Origin of the sequence: Methylobacterium litchii (assembly GCF_038442315.1) — a bacterium.
GTDB lineage: Bacteria > Pseudomonadota > Alphaproteobacteria > Rhizobiales > Beijerinckiaceae > Methylobacterium > Methylobacterium litchii.
The window spans coordinates 121,962-137,536 of record NZ_JBBXMY010000004.1 but is presented as its reverse complement, the minus strand read 5'-3'; the positions used below and the strand labels follow the sequence as shown (position 1 = coordinate 137,536).

General features: G+C 68.8%; 14 protein-coding genes. 5 read left to right on the top strand and 9 right to left on the bottom strand.

The features are described 5' to 3' along the window. The first annotated feature begins 43 nt into the window (after window positions 1–43). Window positions 44–388, top strand: coding sequence for an MmcQ/YjbR family DNA-binding protein (locus AAHF99_RS10025; RefSeq protein WP_342164099.1), 345 nt, complete (start codon window positions 44–46; stop codon window positions 386–388). 7 nt (window positions 389–395) lie between these two features. On the opposite strand, the gene glmM is transcribed toward AAHF99_RS10025, so the two are convergent. The 5 genes from glmM to pal form a co-directional block, all read right to left on the bottom strand. After that, on the bottom strand, window positions 396–1,736 hold the full coding sequence (glmM, locus tag AAHF99_RS10020; protein ID WP_342164097.1) for a phosphoglucosamine mutase: 1,341 nt from the start codon (window positions 1,734–1,736) through the stop codon (window positions 396–398). 343 nt (window positions 1,737–2,079) lie between these two features. Beyond that, on the bottom strand, window positions 2,080–4,002 hold the full coding sequence (ftsH, locus tag AAHF99_RS10015) for an ATP-dependent zinc metalloprotease FtsH (RefSeq protein WP_243955074.1): 1,923 nt from the start codon (window positions 4,000–4,002) through the stop codon (window positions 2,080–2,082). 64 nt (window positions 4,003–4,066) lie between these two features. Further along, window positions 4,067–5,131, bottom strand: a complete 1,065-nt coding sequence (tilS, locus tag AAHF99_RS10010) for a tRNA lysidine(34) synthetase TilS (protein WP_342164096.1) — start codon at window positions 5,129–5,131, stop codon at window positions 4,067–4,069. After that, window positions 5,128–6,147, bottom strand: coding sequence for a tol-pal system protein YbgF (gene ybgF, locus AAHF99_RS10005; RefSeq protein WP_412759860.1), 1,020 nt, complete (start codon window positions 6,145–6,147; stop codon window positions 5,128–5,130). The genes tilS and ybgF overlap by 4 nt, the downstream gene beginning before the upstream one ends. 82 nt (window positions 6,148–6,229) lie before the next feature. Continuing rightward, the gene (gene pal, locus AAHF99_RS10000) at window positions 6,230–6,748 is read right to left on the bottom strand and encodes a peptidoglycan-associated lipoprotein Pal (RefSeq protein ID WP_342164094.1); all 519 of its coding nucleotides are present in this window, start codon (window positions 6,746–6,748) and stop codon (window positions 6,230–6,232) included. A gap of 357 nt (window positions 6,749–7,105) precedes the next feature. Here pal and AAHF99_RS09995 point away from each other — a divergent pair, with 357 nt between their 5' ends. Continuing rightward, a complete protein-coding gene (locus AAHF99_RS09995) occupies window positions 7,106–7,504 on the top strand; it encodes a response regulator (RefSeq protein WP_342164093.1) in 399 nt (132 codons plus the stop codon). On the opposite strand, the gene AAHF99_RS09990 is transcribed toward AAHF99_RS09995, so the two are convergent. Beyond that, a complete protein-coding gene (locus tag AAHF99_RS09990) occupies window positions 7,489–8,526 on the bottom strand; it encodes a WcbI family polysaccharide biosynthesis putative acetyltransferase (protein ID WP_342164092.1) in 1,038 nt (345 codons plus the stop codon). The two genes, AAHF99_RS09995 and AAHF99_RS09990, sit on opposite strands and share 16 nt — an antisense overlap. A 68-nt stretch (window positions 8,527–8,594) precedes the next feature. Between AAHF99_RS09990 and AAHF99_RS09985 the strand changes: the two genes are divergently transcribed. Beyond that, on the top strand, window positions 8,595–9,662 hold the full coding sequence (locus AAHF99_RS09985) for a GSCFA domain-containing protein (protein WP_342164091.1): 1,068 nt from the start codon (window positions 8,595–8,597) through the stop codon (window positions 9,660–9,662). 28 nt (window positions 9,663–9,690) lie between these two features. Here the strand turns inward: AAHF99_RS09985 and AAHF99_RS09980 are convergent, their stop codons facing one another. Together AAHF99_RS09980 and AAHF99_RS09975 are read right to left on the bottom strand one after the other, a co-directional pair. After that, window positions 9,691–11,067, bottom strand: a complete 1,377-nt coding sequence (locus AAHF99_RS09980) for a 2-hydroxycarboxylate transporter family protein (RefSeq protein WP_342164090.1) — start codon at window positions 11,065–11,067, stop codon at window positions 9,691–9,693. Window positions 11,068–11,402: 335 nt separating this feature from the next. Then, window positions 11,403–13,082, bottom strand: a complete 1,680-nt coding sequence (locus AAHF99_RS09975; protein WP_342164089.1) for a porin — start codon at window positions 13,080–13,082, stop codon at window positions 11,403–11,405. Between the two features lie 384 nt (window positions 13,083–13,466). Between AAHF99_RS09975 and yddG the strand changes: the two genes are divergently transcribed. Next, complete coding sequence (gene yddG / locus AAHF99_RS09970) at window positions 13,467–14,345, top strand: aromatic amino acid exporter YddG (RefSeq protein WP_342164088.1); 879 nt, start codon at window positions 13,467–13,469, stop codon at window positions 14,343–14,345. Here the strand turns inward: yddG and AAHF99_RS09965 are convergent. Next, entirely contained in the window at window positions 14,342–14,770 is a 429-nt protein-coding gene (locus tag AAHF99_RS09965) for a cupin domain-containing protein (RefSeq protein WP_342164332.1), read from the bottom strand. The genes yddG and AAHF99_RS09965 overlap by 4 nt on opposite strands. Window positions 14,771–14,916: 146 nt before the next feature. Here AAHF99_RS09965 and AAHF99_RS09960 point away from each other — a divergent pair, with 146 nt between their 5' ends. Further along, window positions 14,917–15,543 carry a ribonuclease D gene (locus AAHF99_RS09960; RefSeq protein ID WP_342164086.1) on the top strand — a complete coding sequence of 209 codons (627 nt, stop codon included), beginning with the start codon at window positions 14,917–14,919 and terminating at the stop codon, window positions 15,541–15,543. Window positions 15,544–15,575 lie beyond the last annotated feature (32 nt).

Genomic DNA, 15,575 nt, shown 5'->3' with positions numbered 1-15,575 from the left:
TGGGTTTGGACGGTTTCGGAAGGTTTCCGGGAAGATTCGGCCGATGACCGGCGACGATGTACGCGCCCTGGCCCGCCTTCTGCCCGAGGTCATCGAAGGCGCGCATCGCGGCAACCCGGATTTCCGCGTCGGCGGACGGGTGCTCGGCACGCTCTGGGTGGAGGAGGAGAGGGTGGTGCTGCGGTTGAGCCCGGAGGCGCAGGAGGCGTTCTGCGAGGCCGAGCCGGACCTGTTCCAGCCCCTCGACGGCGCCTGGGGGCGCCGGGGCTGGACGAATCTCGACTTGTACGAATGCGAGGAGGAAACGCTGCGCGACGCCTTGCTCGCGGCGTGGCGGATCACCGCCCCGGCCGACCTCGTGTTGCGCTACGAGGGGCGGCCGGGCTGAGCCTGCGTCAGGCGGCGGCCTTGGCGACGGCGTCCACCACCTCGTCCACCACTGCGGCGACGAGGCTGCGATCATCACCCTCGGCCATCACGCGGATCACCGGTTCGGTGCCGGAGGGACGGATGACGAGACGGCCCGATTGCCCCAATCGGCCGCGCGCCTGCTCGATCGCCGTCACCACGCTGTCCTGGCGCAGGGGCTCGCCGGAGCGGTAGCGGACGTTCTTCAGGATCTGCGGCAGCGGATCGAAGCAATGGCAGACCTCGCTCACCGGCTTGCCGCTGCGCTGGACGACGCTGAGCAATTGCAGGGCGGCGACCAGACCGTCCCCGGTCGTGGTGTAGTCCGACATGATGATGTGGCCGGATTGCTCGCCGCCGAGGTTGTAGCCGTGCTCGCGCATATGCTCCAGCACGTAGCGGTCGCCTACGGCGGTGCGGGCGAGGTTCAGGCCGATGCCCCCGAGGAAGCGCTCCAGGCCCAGATTCGACATGATGGTGGCGACCACACCCGGCTGGGTGAGGCGCTCGTCCTCCTTCCAGGAGCGGGCGATGGCGGCCATCAACTGGTCGCCATCGACCACATGGCCCTTCTCGTCCACGATGAGCACCCGGTCGGCATCACCGTCGAGGGCGATGCCGATATCGGCGCGGCGCTCGCGCACCATGTCCACGAGGGCGGTCGGCGCGGTGGAGCCGACATCGCGGTTGATGTTGAACCCGTCCGGCTCGACGCCGATGCTGATGACGTCCGCGCCGAGTTCCCACAGGGTCTCCGGCGCGACGCGGTAGGCGGCGCCGTTGGCGCAATCCACCACCACCCGCAGCCCGTCGAGGGTGATGGAGCGGGGCAAGGTCCGCTTGGCGAACTCGACGTAGCGGGCGTGGACGGATTCGATCCGCTTTGCCCGGCCGAGATCGGAGGAGCCGGCGAGCCGCTTGTGCAACTCGGCGTCGATCAGCGCCTCGATCTCGCGCTCGACCTCGTCGTTGAGCTTGAAGCCATCAGGCCCGAACAGCTTGATGCCGTTATCCTCGAACGGGTTGTGCGATGCCGAGATCATGACGCCGATGTCGGCACGCATGGAGCGCGTGAGCATCGCCACCGCCGGGGTCGGCACCGGGCCGAGGAGCAGCACGTCCATGCCCACCGAGGTGAAGCCGGCGACGAGGGCGGTCTCGATCATGTAGCCCGACAGGCGGGTGTCCTTGCCGATCACCACGCGGTGCCGGTGGTCACCGCGCTGGAACACGAGGCCCGCCGCCTGCCCGACCTTCAGGGCGAGCTCCGGCGTGATGATGCCGTTGGCGCGGCCACGGATGCCGTCGGTCCCGAAATACTTGCGCAACGTCGCGTCTCCGGCGCCGTTCGGGGCGCACCCGGTCATCATAGCAGATTTCACCCGCTGGCCGAGCTTCGGCCGGGGGCGTGGTGAATCGGGTGCTCCGCGACAAAGACGGTCGAAATGCGGCGGGCACACCGCCTCTTTGGATCGCTTCGGCCCGACCCTCGCGCCATACGCCTCACCGTCGTCATTACGAGCGCATCGAAGTGATCCAGGGTTGCGCAACGTTCGGGAAGCGGCGCGTCGTGGGTAGATTGCTTCGTTCCTCGCAGCGACGAGAGGGACGTGTGGACGGACGAAAAAGGGGCGCCTCTCGGCGCCCCTCGTCACGTCAGTGCATCGAGCCTCAGACCTGCGGCTGGGGCTCCATCCCGCCGTCGCTCTCCTTCGGCCGTCCACGGCCGGCGGAGGGGACGGAGGAGGGCCGGGCCGGCGTCGAGGGCGTGTCGCCCCCGTCGCGGACTGGGGGCTGGCCCTTGATGAGGTTGCGGATCTCCTCACCGGTCAGGGTCTCGTATTCGAGGAGGCCCTGCGCCAGCGACTCGAGGTCGTCCTTGCGCTCGGCGAGGATGCGCCGGGCGTCGGTCAGGCCGGTCTCGACCAGACGGCGCACCTCGGCGTCGATCTTCTGGGCGGTCGACTCGGACACCGATTGCTGGCGGCCCATCGACATGCCGAGGAAGACCTCGTCGTTGTTGTCGCCGTAGGCGACGGTGCCGAGCTCGGGCGAGAAGCCCCAGCGGGTCACCATCATCTTCGCGAGGCGGGTGGCCTGCTCGATGTCCGACTGGGCACCGGAGGTCACCTTGTCCTGGCCGAAGATCATTTCCTCGGCGACGCGGCCGCCCATCATGATCGCCAGACGCGAGGTCATCTGCTCGAACGACATCGACAGCTTGTCGCGCTCGGGCAGCTGCATGACCATGCCGAGGGCACGGCCGCGCGGGATGATCGTCGCCTTGTGGACCGGGTCGGTCGCCGGGACGTTGAGGGCGACGATGGCGTGGCCGCCCTCGTGATAGGCGGTCAGCCGCTTCTCGTCCTCGGTCATGACGAGGGTGCGCCGCTCGGCGCCCATCATGACCTTGTCTTTGGCGTCCTCGAACTCGTGCATCGTCACGATCCGCTTGCCGCGACGGGCGGCGAGCAGGGCCGATTCGTTGACGAGGTTCATCAGGTCCGCGCCCGAGAAGCCGGGCGTGCCACGGGCGATGGTCTTCAGATCGACGTCGGGAGCCAGCGGCACCTTGCGGACGTGGACGCGCAGAATGCGCTCACGGCCGGTGACGTCGGGGTTCGGCACCATGATCTGGCGGTCGAACCGGCCCGGACGCAGCAGCGCCGGGTCGAGCACGTCGGGGCGGTTGGTGGCCGCGATGATGATCACGCCCTCGTTCGCCTCGAACCCGTCCATCTCCACGAGGAGCTGGTTCAGGGTCTGCTCGCGCTCGTCGTTGCCGCCGCCGAGGCCGGCGCCGCGATGGCGGCCGACCGCGTCGATCTCATCGATGAAGATGATGCAGGGCGCGTTCTTCTTCGCCTGCTCGAACATGTCGCGCACGCGGCTGGCGCCGACGCCCACGAACATTTCCACGAAGTCCGAGCCGGAGATGGTGAAGAACGGCACGTTGGCCTCACCCGCGACGGCGCGGGCGATGAGCGTCTTACCCGTGCCGGGCGGGCCCACGAGGAGCACGCCGCGCGGGATGCGGCCGCCGAGGCGCTGGAACTTCTGGGGGTCGCGGAGGAACTCCACGATCTCCTGAAGGTCCTCCTTGGCCTCCTCGACGCCGGCGACGTCATCGAAGGAGACGCGGCCATGCGCCTCGTTCAGGAGCTTGGCCTTCGATTTGCCGAAGCCCATGGCCCGGCCCGCGCCGGACTGCATCTGGCGCGACAGGAAGATCCAGGCGCCGATGAACACGAGGATGGGCAGCCAGCTCACGAGAAGCTGGATGAACCAGGGCGTGTTGTCGGACGGCGGGCGCGCGGTGATCTGCACGCCCTTGCCCTGGAGCTTGGTCACGAGGTTCGGGTCGTTGGGCGCGTAACTGGTGAAGTTGCCGCCGCCGACATAGGTGCCGGACACGTCCTGCCCGGAGATCACCACCGACTGGATCTTGCCGGCATCGGCATCGTTGAGCAGTTGGCTGTAGGCGATCTCGCTGCCGCCGCCCCGATGCCCAGGATTCTGGAACAGCGTCACGAGGGCGAGCACAAGCAGGAAGATGACGACCCACAAGGCGAAGTTGCGGAAATTCGGGTTCATCGATCGATCCTTGGCGCGCGCGGTCCCCCAGATGGCTCTCGCGCAGCAGCGCCAGCCCGTCCGATCACGCATCGCCAATGTAGGCGGGGGGGTGTTCGTTGCCAAGTAAGACGGTCGGCGGTGCCGCAGGCCCGGCATTCTTCCGGGGAGGAGCGGGCACAAGTGTCACCACTCTGCCGCTCTCGACCGACACACAGTACCCCGCGAGGGTTCGCCGCAGGGTCGCTCCGGTGTGCAAGGCGGGGAGTAAAGCGTCGAGCACCAAGGCTTCGAGTTTCTCCAGGCGGTAGCCGGTCGCGCCAGCGCGCGTGATCGCAAGATCGACGCAGCGCAGGGCGATGGCCTCCGGCAGGGCCCGCAGCCGTGTTCCATCGAGTCGCAGCGTTCCCTCCGGTGCCGGAAGCAGAGCGTCGCGAAGGGCTGTCTCCGCTGTCTGCCGCAGGGCGGCTTCGTCGCGGGCCGCGCGCTCGGCCAGCCGCGCGAGCCGCGCACTCGTCAGACCCTCGGCGGCGAGAGCCGAGGCCGCCGCTCGAAGCCGGGCGCGGGCGAAGCGCGGGTTCGTATTCGAGGGATCTTGCAGGAACGTCAGGCTCCGCGCCTCGCACCAGTCGACCAGCACCGCCTTGTCGAGGCCGAGGAAGGGCCGCCCGAGGCGCAGGCCCGGCGCGAGCATCCGCGCGGGGCGCATACCCGCGAGCCCCGCCAGCGCACTGCCGGCGGCGAGACGCATCAGCACCGTTTCGGCCTGATCGTCGCGGGTATGGGCGGTGAGGATGAGATCCGCGCCGATGGCGGTGGCATGGTCGGCGAGGAGCCGGTAGCGCGCGGCGCGGGCAGCGTCCTGAAGGCCGGTCGAAGGCTTGTCGCCCTGCCAGCGCAGCACCGCGTGGGGCAATCCCAGGTCGGCGGCGGCGCGGCCGACCGAGTCAGCCTCCGAGGCTGCTTCCGGGCGCAGGCCGTGATCGACGGTCGCGACGTGGAGGGGCGTATCGGGTCGGAGGTTCGCCGCCGCGTGCATCAGCGCGGTCGAATCAGGGCCGCCGGACACGGCGAGGAGGAGCGTTCGCGAAGAGCCCGGTCTCAGCCAGGGGCGGAGCGCGTCGAGGACGGGATCGTCCGGCGGGGTCACGCCGCGCAGCGGGCGCGCTTCTGTTCCCGCGTCACGCCCTGGCGCACGCCGGTCCCGGCATTCGGGAACTTGCGCTCAAGTTCGGCGAGGGTGGCGCAGGCCTGCTCTTTGGCGCCCAGGGCGTTCAGGGAGACGCTGAGCTTCAGCATCGCCTCTGGGGCCTGGGCCGAGCGGGCGTAATCGGTCGAGACCTTCAGGAACTGCTCCGCCGCCTCGCGGGTGCGGCCCCGGGCGAGGTAGCTCTCACCCAGCCAGTAGGTCGCGCCGGGTACGCGGGCGTCGCGCGGGTGCGATTGCAGGAATTGGCGCAGGCTCATCTCGGCCTGCTCGTATTGGCGAGATTGGATCAGCTCGACGGCCGAATCATAATCGGCCCCGGCATCCGGCGTGCCGGTGGCGGCGACGCTCTCGCTGGGGCGCGGTGCCACCGAGGGGATCGCACCCGTGCGGCGCGGCGGGTTCAGGTCGACGGGCTCGTCGTAGGAGCCGGTGGCCTCGCCCTCGTCGTCGAGGGCGCCGCGCGGAAGGGGCGCGGCCTCGGCGGTCTCACGAGGCGGCAACGGCGCGGAGGGTTCGGTGGCGCCAAGCCGCATCGGGGCGCCGGGCGCCTCGGGGTTCTGGTCGGGATCGAAGGCGTCGCCGCGCTTCTGCGATGGCTGACGCGTGCCGCCTCCGTTGAAGCCGGGATTGCCGCCGTTGACCGAGTTCGGCGCGGCGGGAGCCGGGGCGGCCGAGGGTGCGGGGCTGCGGGCGGGCTTCGCCGCGGCGGCGGCACCCCCGCCGCCCTTTTCGTTCAGGCGGAATTCCACATCCTCCTGGAACTTGCGCAGCTGCTCCTTGAGCTGGCGGTTCTCGTATTGGAGGGTCTCGATCTGCCCCGACATCGTGCGGGACTGGCTTTCAAGCCGTCCCAGCCGAACGACGAGTTCGGAGGCATCCTGCGCCATCGCTGGGCCGAACAGGGCCGGCAGGAGCACGAGGGCGGCGAGGAAACGTCTGGGGAGGCGGGCGTGCATGGGGCTCGGCTTGCAGTCAGCGGACGGGGCGCGCCCTAACAGAACGCCCCGTCCGCGGCAAAAAGACGGCCGGCGGGCCGGATCAGGCGCCCGCGCCCCGGTCGAGCACGATCACCGCGCGGCGGTTCTGCGACCAGCAGGAGATGTCGTTGCACACGGCGACCGGCCGCTCCTTGCCGTAGGAGACGGTCCGCATCCGGCCGGCGGCGATGCCGCGGGTGGTCAGGTAGTCGAACACGGACTGGGCGCGGCGGGCGCCGAGGGAGAAGTTGTACTCGCGGGTGCCGCGCTCGTCGGCATGGCCTTCCACGATGAACGTATAGCGCGGGTAGCGCTGCAGCCACACGGCCTGCTTGTCGAGGGTGGCGGTGGCGGTGGGCGTCAGATCGGTGGAATCCGACTCGAAGAAGACGCGGTCGCCGACATTGACCACGAAATCCTGGGCGCTGCCGGGCGTCGAGGCCCCGCCGGCGCCGTTGGCACCGTAAGCCGAGGCGTCGGCGAGATCGCTGTCCTTGCTGCAGGCGCCGAGCCCGAGGGCTGCGCAGACCGAGAGACCGAGGGCGACGGCGCGCAGGCGCCGGGTGATGATGGCGGACATCGTGTACGAAACTCCTCGCGCGGTGCCGAAGGCCGGCTGGGGTCTTCGAGGCAGGGCCGCGTCCGTTTGTCTGCGTCCCATTAAGACTACGATGGTTAAGCGCGGGTTCAGCGGGCCGCCCGAAACGGCGCTTGCGCTCGTGGCCTCCAACGGAGCGTGCGCCGACGCACCCGCGCTCCGGTGAAGCGCCCGGAATGCGGCCCGGGCACGGCATCTCCCCCGGCCCACTGCGATTTCACGGAAACGGTGTCCCCGAGGCCACAGCTGCGCGGCGGGCGCGAAAGCTCCAAGCATGTTTAACCGCGCCTTAATCGGGTCACTCGATCCTGAATCGTCGCGTTCATCGGTGCGCCCCCCATGCTCCAAAGACAGAGCGTTCTGATCGTCGAAGACAGCTATCTTCTGCTGGAGATCGTCGCGAACCTGTGCGAGGCGCGCGGCATCCGGGTGCTCGAAGCCTCGACGGGGGAGGCGGCGCTCACCCTCCTGCGCAAGCGCGGGGAGGAGGTCGATTGGCTCCTCTCCGACATCCACCTGCCGGGCCTCATCGACGGCTGGACGGTGGCGGGGGCGTTCCGGGCGATCAAACCGGAGGGACCGGTGGTCTACACTTCGGCAGACACGTCATCCCGAAACCGGGGCGTGCCCGGCAGCCTGTTCCTGCGCAAGCCGTTCCAGGTGCGCGAGATCGATGCCACCGTCCGCATCATGGCGGAGGGTTTCGCCGCACCGGCCGCGCTCTACGCGGCGGGCTGAGTCGACCCGCGAAACAGGGCCACGATCTCCGGCAGGCTCAGCCAGATCTCGACGCGCGCGCAGTGCAGGTCGGCCGCCGCCATTCCGTCGTAGAGCGCGTAGCTCGCGGCAACGAAGGCGGGCAGGTCGTAGAGCACCGGAAACGCCCCGTCCCGCGCTTTGGCCTTGAACAGGTAGGAGCCGGACAACCCGAACTGCGCGGCGATCGGCGGGTAGATCGGCCAGATCACGTCATGGACGAGTTCGTCGGCGAGGTAATCCTCCACCTCGACCGGGGCCGGCTCGATGCCGGCTTCCCGCAACAGCCGCTTGGCGATGTCGCCCACCACGAACGGCTTCGGGTGGTTCATCAGGTGCATGAAGGCGCCGCGCCGCGCCCAGCGGGTCAACTCGCGGTCGAGGCCGAAGCCGGCCTGCTCGGCGGCGCTCGTCAATTCGCGCAAAGCCGGCTCCCACCAATCGAGATAGCCGAGCCGGGCGAAGACCTCCTCGCGGAACAAACCGACCGCGCGCGCCGCATCGAGCCCGAGCCTATGCGCCGTCAGCACGATGGCCGAGTGGTACTGCCCGAGCGGGGAGGGGGCGAGCTTCAGGGAGGCGAGATCGGAGGCCGCGCCGGCATAGACCATGTCCGGGTGGAAGGCCGAGAAGACGATGGAGGGCACCAGCGTCAGGCGCGGCTCGATCTCCTTCAGCCGTGCGCTGCCTCCGCCGGGGATCAGGCCCTCGGGAAAGGCCTGGCTGAAGACGTGGTCATGCCCGTGCAGCACCCGCGCGAGGGCGTCGAGCTGGCCGTGCTCGCGCTTCAAGGTTCCCATGGAGAGGTAGCGCACGGGGCTCTGCGGCGCGAGCAGCCGCATGGCCTGGGCCAGCGCCCGCGCTTGGCAATTGCCGATGATCGCGATGGAGGGGCCTTTGCGCGCCTGATCCTCGCGGGACCGGCTTCGCCACGCTGTCGCCCAGGAAGGGGCCGACAGGGAGAGCGCATGGCGCGCGCGCCGGGGCAGATCGGTCAGGGCCACGTTGCGCGCTGGTCTTGAGCGGAGGGCGGCAGCGGCGTAACCCGCCGCGGCGGCAAGAGGGTTCGGTGATGGCGAATAATCCGTACACGGGTCTACCGGCCGAGCGTTTCTGGCGCAAGGTCGTGACCAACGTGCCGCCCTTCGCCGTCAATCCGCACCCGAAGGGCGTCTTCACCATCGCGCCGACCGATAAGGTCGCGACGGGTGGCTCCTGCTTCGCGCAGCGGGTGGCCGAAGCGGTGCGCGGGGCCGGGTTCAACTACTATCTCGCCGAGCCGCCACTTCCCGGCATGACCGAAGCCGAGGCCAATGCCCGGCAGTTCGGCACCTTCTCCGCGCGTTACGGCAACCTCTATTACACGCGCCAGTTCGTGCAGCTCTTCGACCGCGCCTACGGTCAGTTCGAGCCGGAGCTGAAGGCTTGGCTGCGCGACGACGGGCGCTACGTCGATCCGTTCCGGCCGACCGTCGAGCCGCAGGGCTTCGCCAGCGAGGCGGAGGTGATCGCCGCCCGCGACGTGCATCTCGCCGCCGTGCGCCACCTGTTCGAGACCCTGGACGTCTTCGTGTTGACCCTCGGCCTCACCGAAGGCTGGCGCTGGCGGGCGGACGGAGCGGCTTTACCGCTGGCGCCGGGCGTGGCCGGCGGCACCTTCGACCCCGAGCTCTACGAGTGCGTCAATGCCGGCTCAGCCGAGGTTCTGGCCGACCTGAACGGGTTTCTGGACCGGCTGTGGAGCGTCAACCCGACGGCGCGGGTGATCTTCACCGTGTCGCCCGTGCCGATGATCGCCACCTACATGGACCGGCACGTCATGGAGTCGAACAGCTACTCCAAGTCGGTCCTGCGCGTGGCGGCGGGGGAGGTCGTGGCGCGCAACGACCCGCGCGCCGTGTACTTCCCGGCTTACGACATCGTCACCAGCAACGTGAATGCGGGGCGCTACTACAACGACGACCAGCGCACCATCAACGATGCCGGCGTGCGCCACGTGATGCGGCTGTTCCTCGCCACCTTCGCGAAGGACAGGGTCTCGGCCGCCCCGCTTCAGGCCCCCGTCGACCTCGCCGCCGAGTTCGAGGGCAATGCCGGCGTGATCTGCGACGAGGAGGAGATCGAGCGCAGCGTCGCCTGACGCGGCACCCGAACTCCGGCCGGCGTCGTCAGACGCCGATCCACTTCATCACGATGAGGGTGCCCGTCACCGTCAGGGCGCCGCCGATGCGGGTGGCGATCTGGGCGAAGGGCATCAGCGCCATGCGGTCGGCGGCGGTGAGGATCGCCACGTCGCCCGTACCGCCCTGGCCGCTGTGGCAGGCGTTCACGATGGCCGTCTCGATCGGGTACATGTTCATCGCCCGGCCGACGAAGAACCCCACCGTCATCAGCGTCCCCACGGTCGCGATGATGGTGATGAGGTTCACGAGGGTGAACGCCGCCATCAGATCCTTCCACGGGGTCAGCGCCACGCCGATGGCGAAGAGCAGCGGGTAGGTCATGCTGACCTGCACGAACTTGTAGACCACGAAGCCGCCCGCCTGGAGTCGGGGCGAGACGGCGCTGGCGAGCTTGGCGAACACCGCCAGGAACAGCATCGCCACGGGCGCCGGCAGGCCGGTGAGGTGGTGGCACATCACGCCGAGCAGGTAGAGCGTGATCGCGGTGAGCCCGGCCGCGCCGATCGTGGCGGGGTCGATGCCCTTCTGCGCGGCCTCGGACTTGGCCTGGGCGTCGCTGGACTTGAACTCCTCGGCGTCCGGCTGGAGCTTGCCGTTGCCGGTGAGGTGCGGCTTCTTCTTGCCGACGTAATTCAGCGTGCCCGACAGCACGATGGCGGTGAGCGAGCCGAGCATGACCGGCGGCAGCACCTGCGCGAACATCACCCCCTGCTGCGTGCCAAGGATCGCGGCGTAGCCGATGGAGAGCGGGATCGCGCCTTCGCCGACGCCACCGGCCATGATCGGCACCACGATGAAGAAGAAGGTCTTGTAGGCCCCGATGCCGAGCAGCGTGCCGACGAGGGTCCCGACGAGGCCCGCCGCCACGGAGCCGACGGCGAGCGGCGCGAAGATCTTCAGGAAGCCCTTGATCAGCACCTCGCGGTCCATGCCCAGGATGGACCCGACGATGATCGTGGCGATGTAGATGTAGAGGAAGTTCGTGAACTTGGTGAAGTCGATGATCGCCTTCTCCATCTGCGGCGGCACGAACTTGTAGTAGACGAGCGCCGAGGGGATGAAGGTCGCGAAGATCGCACCCGCGCCGATGTTGCGGAGCACCGGAAGCCGCTTGCCGATCTCGGCGCAGGTGAAGCCGCCCATCACGAGCACGGCGATCATCGTCGGCCCATCCGGCTTGATCTCGCCCTCCTGGACCAGGACCACGATGAGGGCGGCCAGGATCAGGTAGACCGGCAGCGGGATGATGCCGATCTTGATGTCGATCAGGCGCCACCACCCCTCCGGCCAGAAACGGCGTGAGGCCGGCGCGACCGCTGGTGCCACAGTGGCGGTGCTCGGGCTCGAAGCTCCGGTACTCATCGCTGTCCTCCGAAATCCGGCCTCTGGCGGGCCGGTCCGTTGTCCTGTGCGAAGCCCTGGCCGGATTCGGAGCGGGCGGCGCCGTCAGATGTCGGTCTGGGGTATCAGCGCGCTATCGGGGCGGCAACGCGGCGGGAGAGACAACGAACTCGCAGTGTAGTTCATCCCACGCGGATGTCATTTCGCGGAGAGACTGGACCGGCAGTCCATTGCGCCTCGCATTTAGGCAGCAGAACAACAAAAAAGGCCCGGCGCTGGCGCCGAGCCTCGAAGACCGCATGACACGGGGTTCATCCGGGACGCCGGGGAGGATCCTCCCCGGCGCCTGATGCGACTTAGAAGTCGCGCTGGACGCGGAAGCGCGCCTGGAAGACGTCGGTGCTGGAGATCGTCTTCACCGGGATGCCCGAGTTCACCTGGGCAGCGGTGTAGTTGAACTTCTGGGTGTCGAGCACCCGGCCGTTCTGGACACCGTACTGAGCGTAGATGCCCTCGACACCGATATCGAGGTCCTTCACCGGCGACCAGATCAGGTTCGCGCCGGCATAGAGCATGTACGTGTCGCGCAGGTTGCCGTTGAGGTTGTAGAAGCGCGTGCCGGGGACGCCGACGCCGAGAGCCGAGATGGCCGTGCTGCCGGCATTGGTGCCGCCGGCGCCGGGGACGAAGCCGAAGTAGGCGCCCTGGGCGGCGCGGGCGCCGTTGGCGAAGGTGTTCTCACCGTAGGAGGCGAACACCGCCGAACGCCACTCGGGGGCCCAGTAGTGCAGGAACGAACCGACCACCGAGAAGCTCGTGGAGAGCTGGAGCTGGTTGGTGAACGGGTTGACCGTCGCGTCGGAGAAGTTCTGGTTGAACGACGCGCCCTGGATCGAGGTCGGGTTGATCGCGTAGGAGCCGCTGTACGAGCCGTTGCCGGTGTACATCTGCGCGCCCTCGGCATAGGCGCCCTGGAGGTAGAAGGCGTCGCCCGGCGCGATGAACGGGGCGTTGATCTTCAGGCCGCCCTGCACGGCCCAGCCGTACTCGCTCTGCGTGCGCGGGGCGACGGCGTTGACGGCGCTGAGGGCCTGACCGGCGCTGTTGAAGCCGAGGAAGCCGCCCTGCGTGATGACGTTGCCGGTGTTCAGCTCGTGGACGGCGGCGGAGATCTGCGCCGAGCCCCAGGGCTGGTCGTAGCGCAGCACGCCGACGAAGTCGGGCATGCGGTTGCGCTGGATGCCATCGGTGAAGCCGAAGCCGATCGGGGCGCCGGCGGCGTTGACGCCGAGGACGACCGGGATCAGCGAGTTGGCCTGACCGAAGATGGCGGTGGAGGTGCTGCCCACCGTGGCGGCGAGGGCCGAGGTCGGCGAGTAGATCGGCGAGCGGCGGAAGCTCGGATCTTCCATCGACAGGGTGGCGGAGAAGCCGTTGCCGATCGTGGCGGTGTAGGCCAGCAGGTTCGTGGACGAGACGTCCGAGCCCGACGTGCCGCCGACGAACTCGAAGTCGTGGGCGTAGAAGTCGAAGAACGAGGACGCGCGACCGGCGGTCAGGCCGGCGAACTGCACGAAGGCCTTGTCCGTGTTGAGGAACTGCTCGACGCGGCCGAACTGATCGATGCCGGTGCCCGGGAAGGCGTTGGCGATACGGATCTGGGTGCCGGAGTGCAGGGTCGGGATGCCGGTGCGGCTGGCGGCCTCGATGCGCAGGAAGGCGCGCAGGGTGCCGTAGCCAGTCTGGGTGCGGGCATCGACGTTGATGCGGGCGAGGCCGCGGTAGCCGCTGTAGTCACCGTTGCCCTGGCCGCGGCCGAGGGGAGCTTGGTAGCCGTACTCGAAGCGGGCGCGGCCCGAGAGACGGAGGCAGGTGTCGGTGCCGGGAATGTAGAAGAAGCCGGCGCCGTAGGCCGAGCAGACGCGCACGAATTCGATCGGGACCGCCTTCTTGACCGGCAGGTCGGCGGCCTGCACGGCGCCGACGGCGGCGAGCGCAGCAGCCGACCCAAGCAGAGAGCTCTTCAAGAGCTTCATCATCATCTCCAAAGCTTCGAGACCCAAGATGCGGACTGCCCGGTTTTCCGGATCACGCCGCGTTCTTTTTTGATCTGGCCCGCGTCTTAATTGGCGGGCTCCAGCGGGCCGTCGCTTGGCGATGCCCCCGTGCCCAGTCACCATGTGCGAACGGCCAAGCCGGTTCAACTTGGATTTGTCTTTCCCCGCGTCGTTCCGACGTGATGTTGCTGGCCCGCAACATTTTGGGAAGGCTATTGCCGGCAAAGGTTTGCGTCCTGTGCATGAAGCGCGCGCAAAGTGCGGTAGCTGCCCGTTGGACGTGCAGTGTTGCTGGGGCTTCCGCCCGCCGAAGGGTCGGTTTCTCCCAAGGCCGAGTCGGTTCGGCCGATCCGTGGATAAAAGATGACGGCAGCTTCGCGAGATTCCCGGGCTACTCTTATTGGGTTTGGGGCAATTCTATTGTGGGCTCTGCTTGCCCTGTTCACGGCGGCATCCGGCGGGGTGCCACCGTTTCAGCTGGCGGCGATCACCTTCCTGATCGGCGGTGCGCTCGGCTGCGCGCGCTTTCTCGTCCGGCCCGACCTCGCGCGGGCGCTGCGCCAGCCGTTTCACGTCTGGCTCCTCGGGGTCGGCGGCCTGTTCGGCTACCACGCGCTCTACTTCACGGCTTTGCGCCTCGCGCCGCCGGCCGAGGCGGGGCTCATCAATTATCTCTGGCCGCTGCTGATCGTGCTGTTCTCCGCGTGGCTTCCCGGCGCGACGGGGCTGCGGCTCGGCCATGTGGCGGGGGCGCTGATGGGGCTCGCGGGCGTCGGCATCCTGTTCGCCGGGCGGGATATCGGCTTCGGCACGGACGCGCTGCCCGGTTACGCCGCTTCTCTGGCGGCGGCCTTCGTCTGGGCCGGCTATTCCGTCTTATCCGCGCGGGTCGGCACCGTCCCGACCGAGGCAGTGGCCGGCTTCTGCCTCGCGACCGGGCTCCTCAGCCTCCTCTGCCACCTCGTCTTCGAGACGAGCGTCTGGCCGCAGGAGGCAAGCGCCTGGGCGTCCATCGTCCTGCTCGGCCTCGGCCCGGTCGGCGCCGCGTTCTACCTCCGGGACATCGGCTGCAAGCGGGGCGACGTGCGCCTCCTCGGCGTCGCGGCCTATGCGGCGCCGGTTCTCTCGACGCTCATCCTCGTGGCGACGGGCTACGCGCCGGTCCGGCCGGCACTCGCCCTCTCGTGTCTGCTCATCGTGGCCGGGGCGCTGTTCGCGGTGCGGGCGTCGCGGACGGCTTAGGCACGGGGGAGGGGGCGCCAATCCGGCGGGGCGAGTTCGAACCCGGCGAAGTCGAAGCCCGGCGCCACGGTGCAACCGACGAGGGTCCAAGCGCCGAGACTTGTGGCCGTCTGCCAATGGCCGGCGGGCACCACGAATTGCGGTCGCTGCCCGCGTCCGATCTCCGGGCCGAGATGGTGGGCGGAGGCATCGTGCCCGTTCGGGCTCACGGTGATGACGAGGGGCGCGCCCGCATACCAATGCCAGATCTCGGCGGCATCGACCCGGTGCCACGCCGAGGCCTCGCCGACATCGAGCAGGAAGTAGATCGCCGTGCCGACCGACCGGCCGTCCGCGCTGCGGGGATCGCGGAACGTCTCCTTATAATGGCCCCCCTCCGGGTGCGGCTGCAGCCCGAGCGCCTTGATCACTTCGGCCGCGCTCATGGAGGCGATGTCTTGCATGGGCTCAGGTCCTTCCCGCGCGCGATCCGCGCCCTGCGAGCTTAGGGCGCTTCCAGGCGTCCTCCCAGCCTTGTTCCCCTTCGGTTCGGGTGATACCGGCCGCAATCCTCTTTCACCGAGCCGATCCCGTGTCCCAGAACCCGAACGTCCGCCTCCACCGGGGCGACCTGCCCGCCTCCTACGATCCCGGCACCTCCGTTGCCATCGACACGGAGACGCTGGGGCTCAACCCGCACCGCGACCGGCTCTGCGTCGTCCAGCTCTCGACGGGCGATGGGACGGCGGACGTCGTGCAGATCGTCCCCGGCGGCCCGGCCCCCGCGAACCTGATCCGGGTGCTCGGTGACGAATCGGTTCTGAAGCTCTTTCACTTCGCCCGGTTCGACCTGGCGGTGCTGTTCCACCGGCTCGGTGTGATGCCGTCGCCGGTCTATTGCACCAAGATCGCCTCCAAGCTCGCCCGCACCTACACAGACCGGCACGGGCTGAAGGACGTGGTGCGCGAGACGGTGGGCGTCGATCTCTCGAAGCAGCAGCAGAGTTCGGATTGGGGGGCGGACACGCTCACCCAGGCGCAACTCGATTACGCCGCCTCCGACGTGCTGCATCTCCATGCGGCCAAGTCGAAGCTCGATTCGATGCTCGCGCGCGAGGGACGCACCGATCTGGCCGAGGCGTGCTTCCGGTTTCTGCCGTCCCGCGCCCAGCTCGACCTGCTCGGATGGGACGAGGCCGACATCTTCGCCCACACGTGAGCGCGAAAGCTCTACTCTGCGACGTTTGCGCG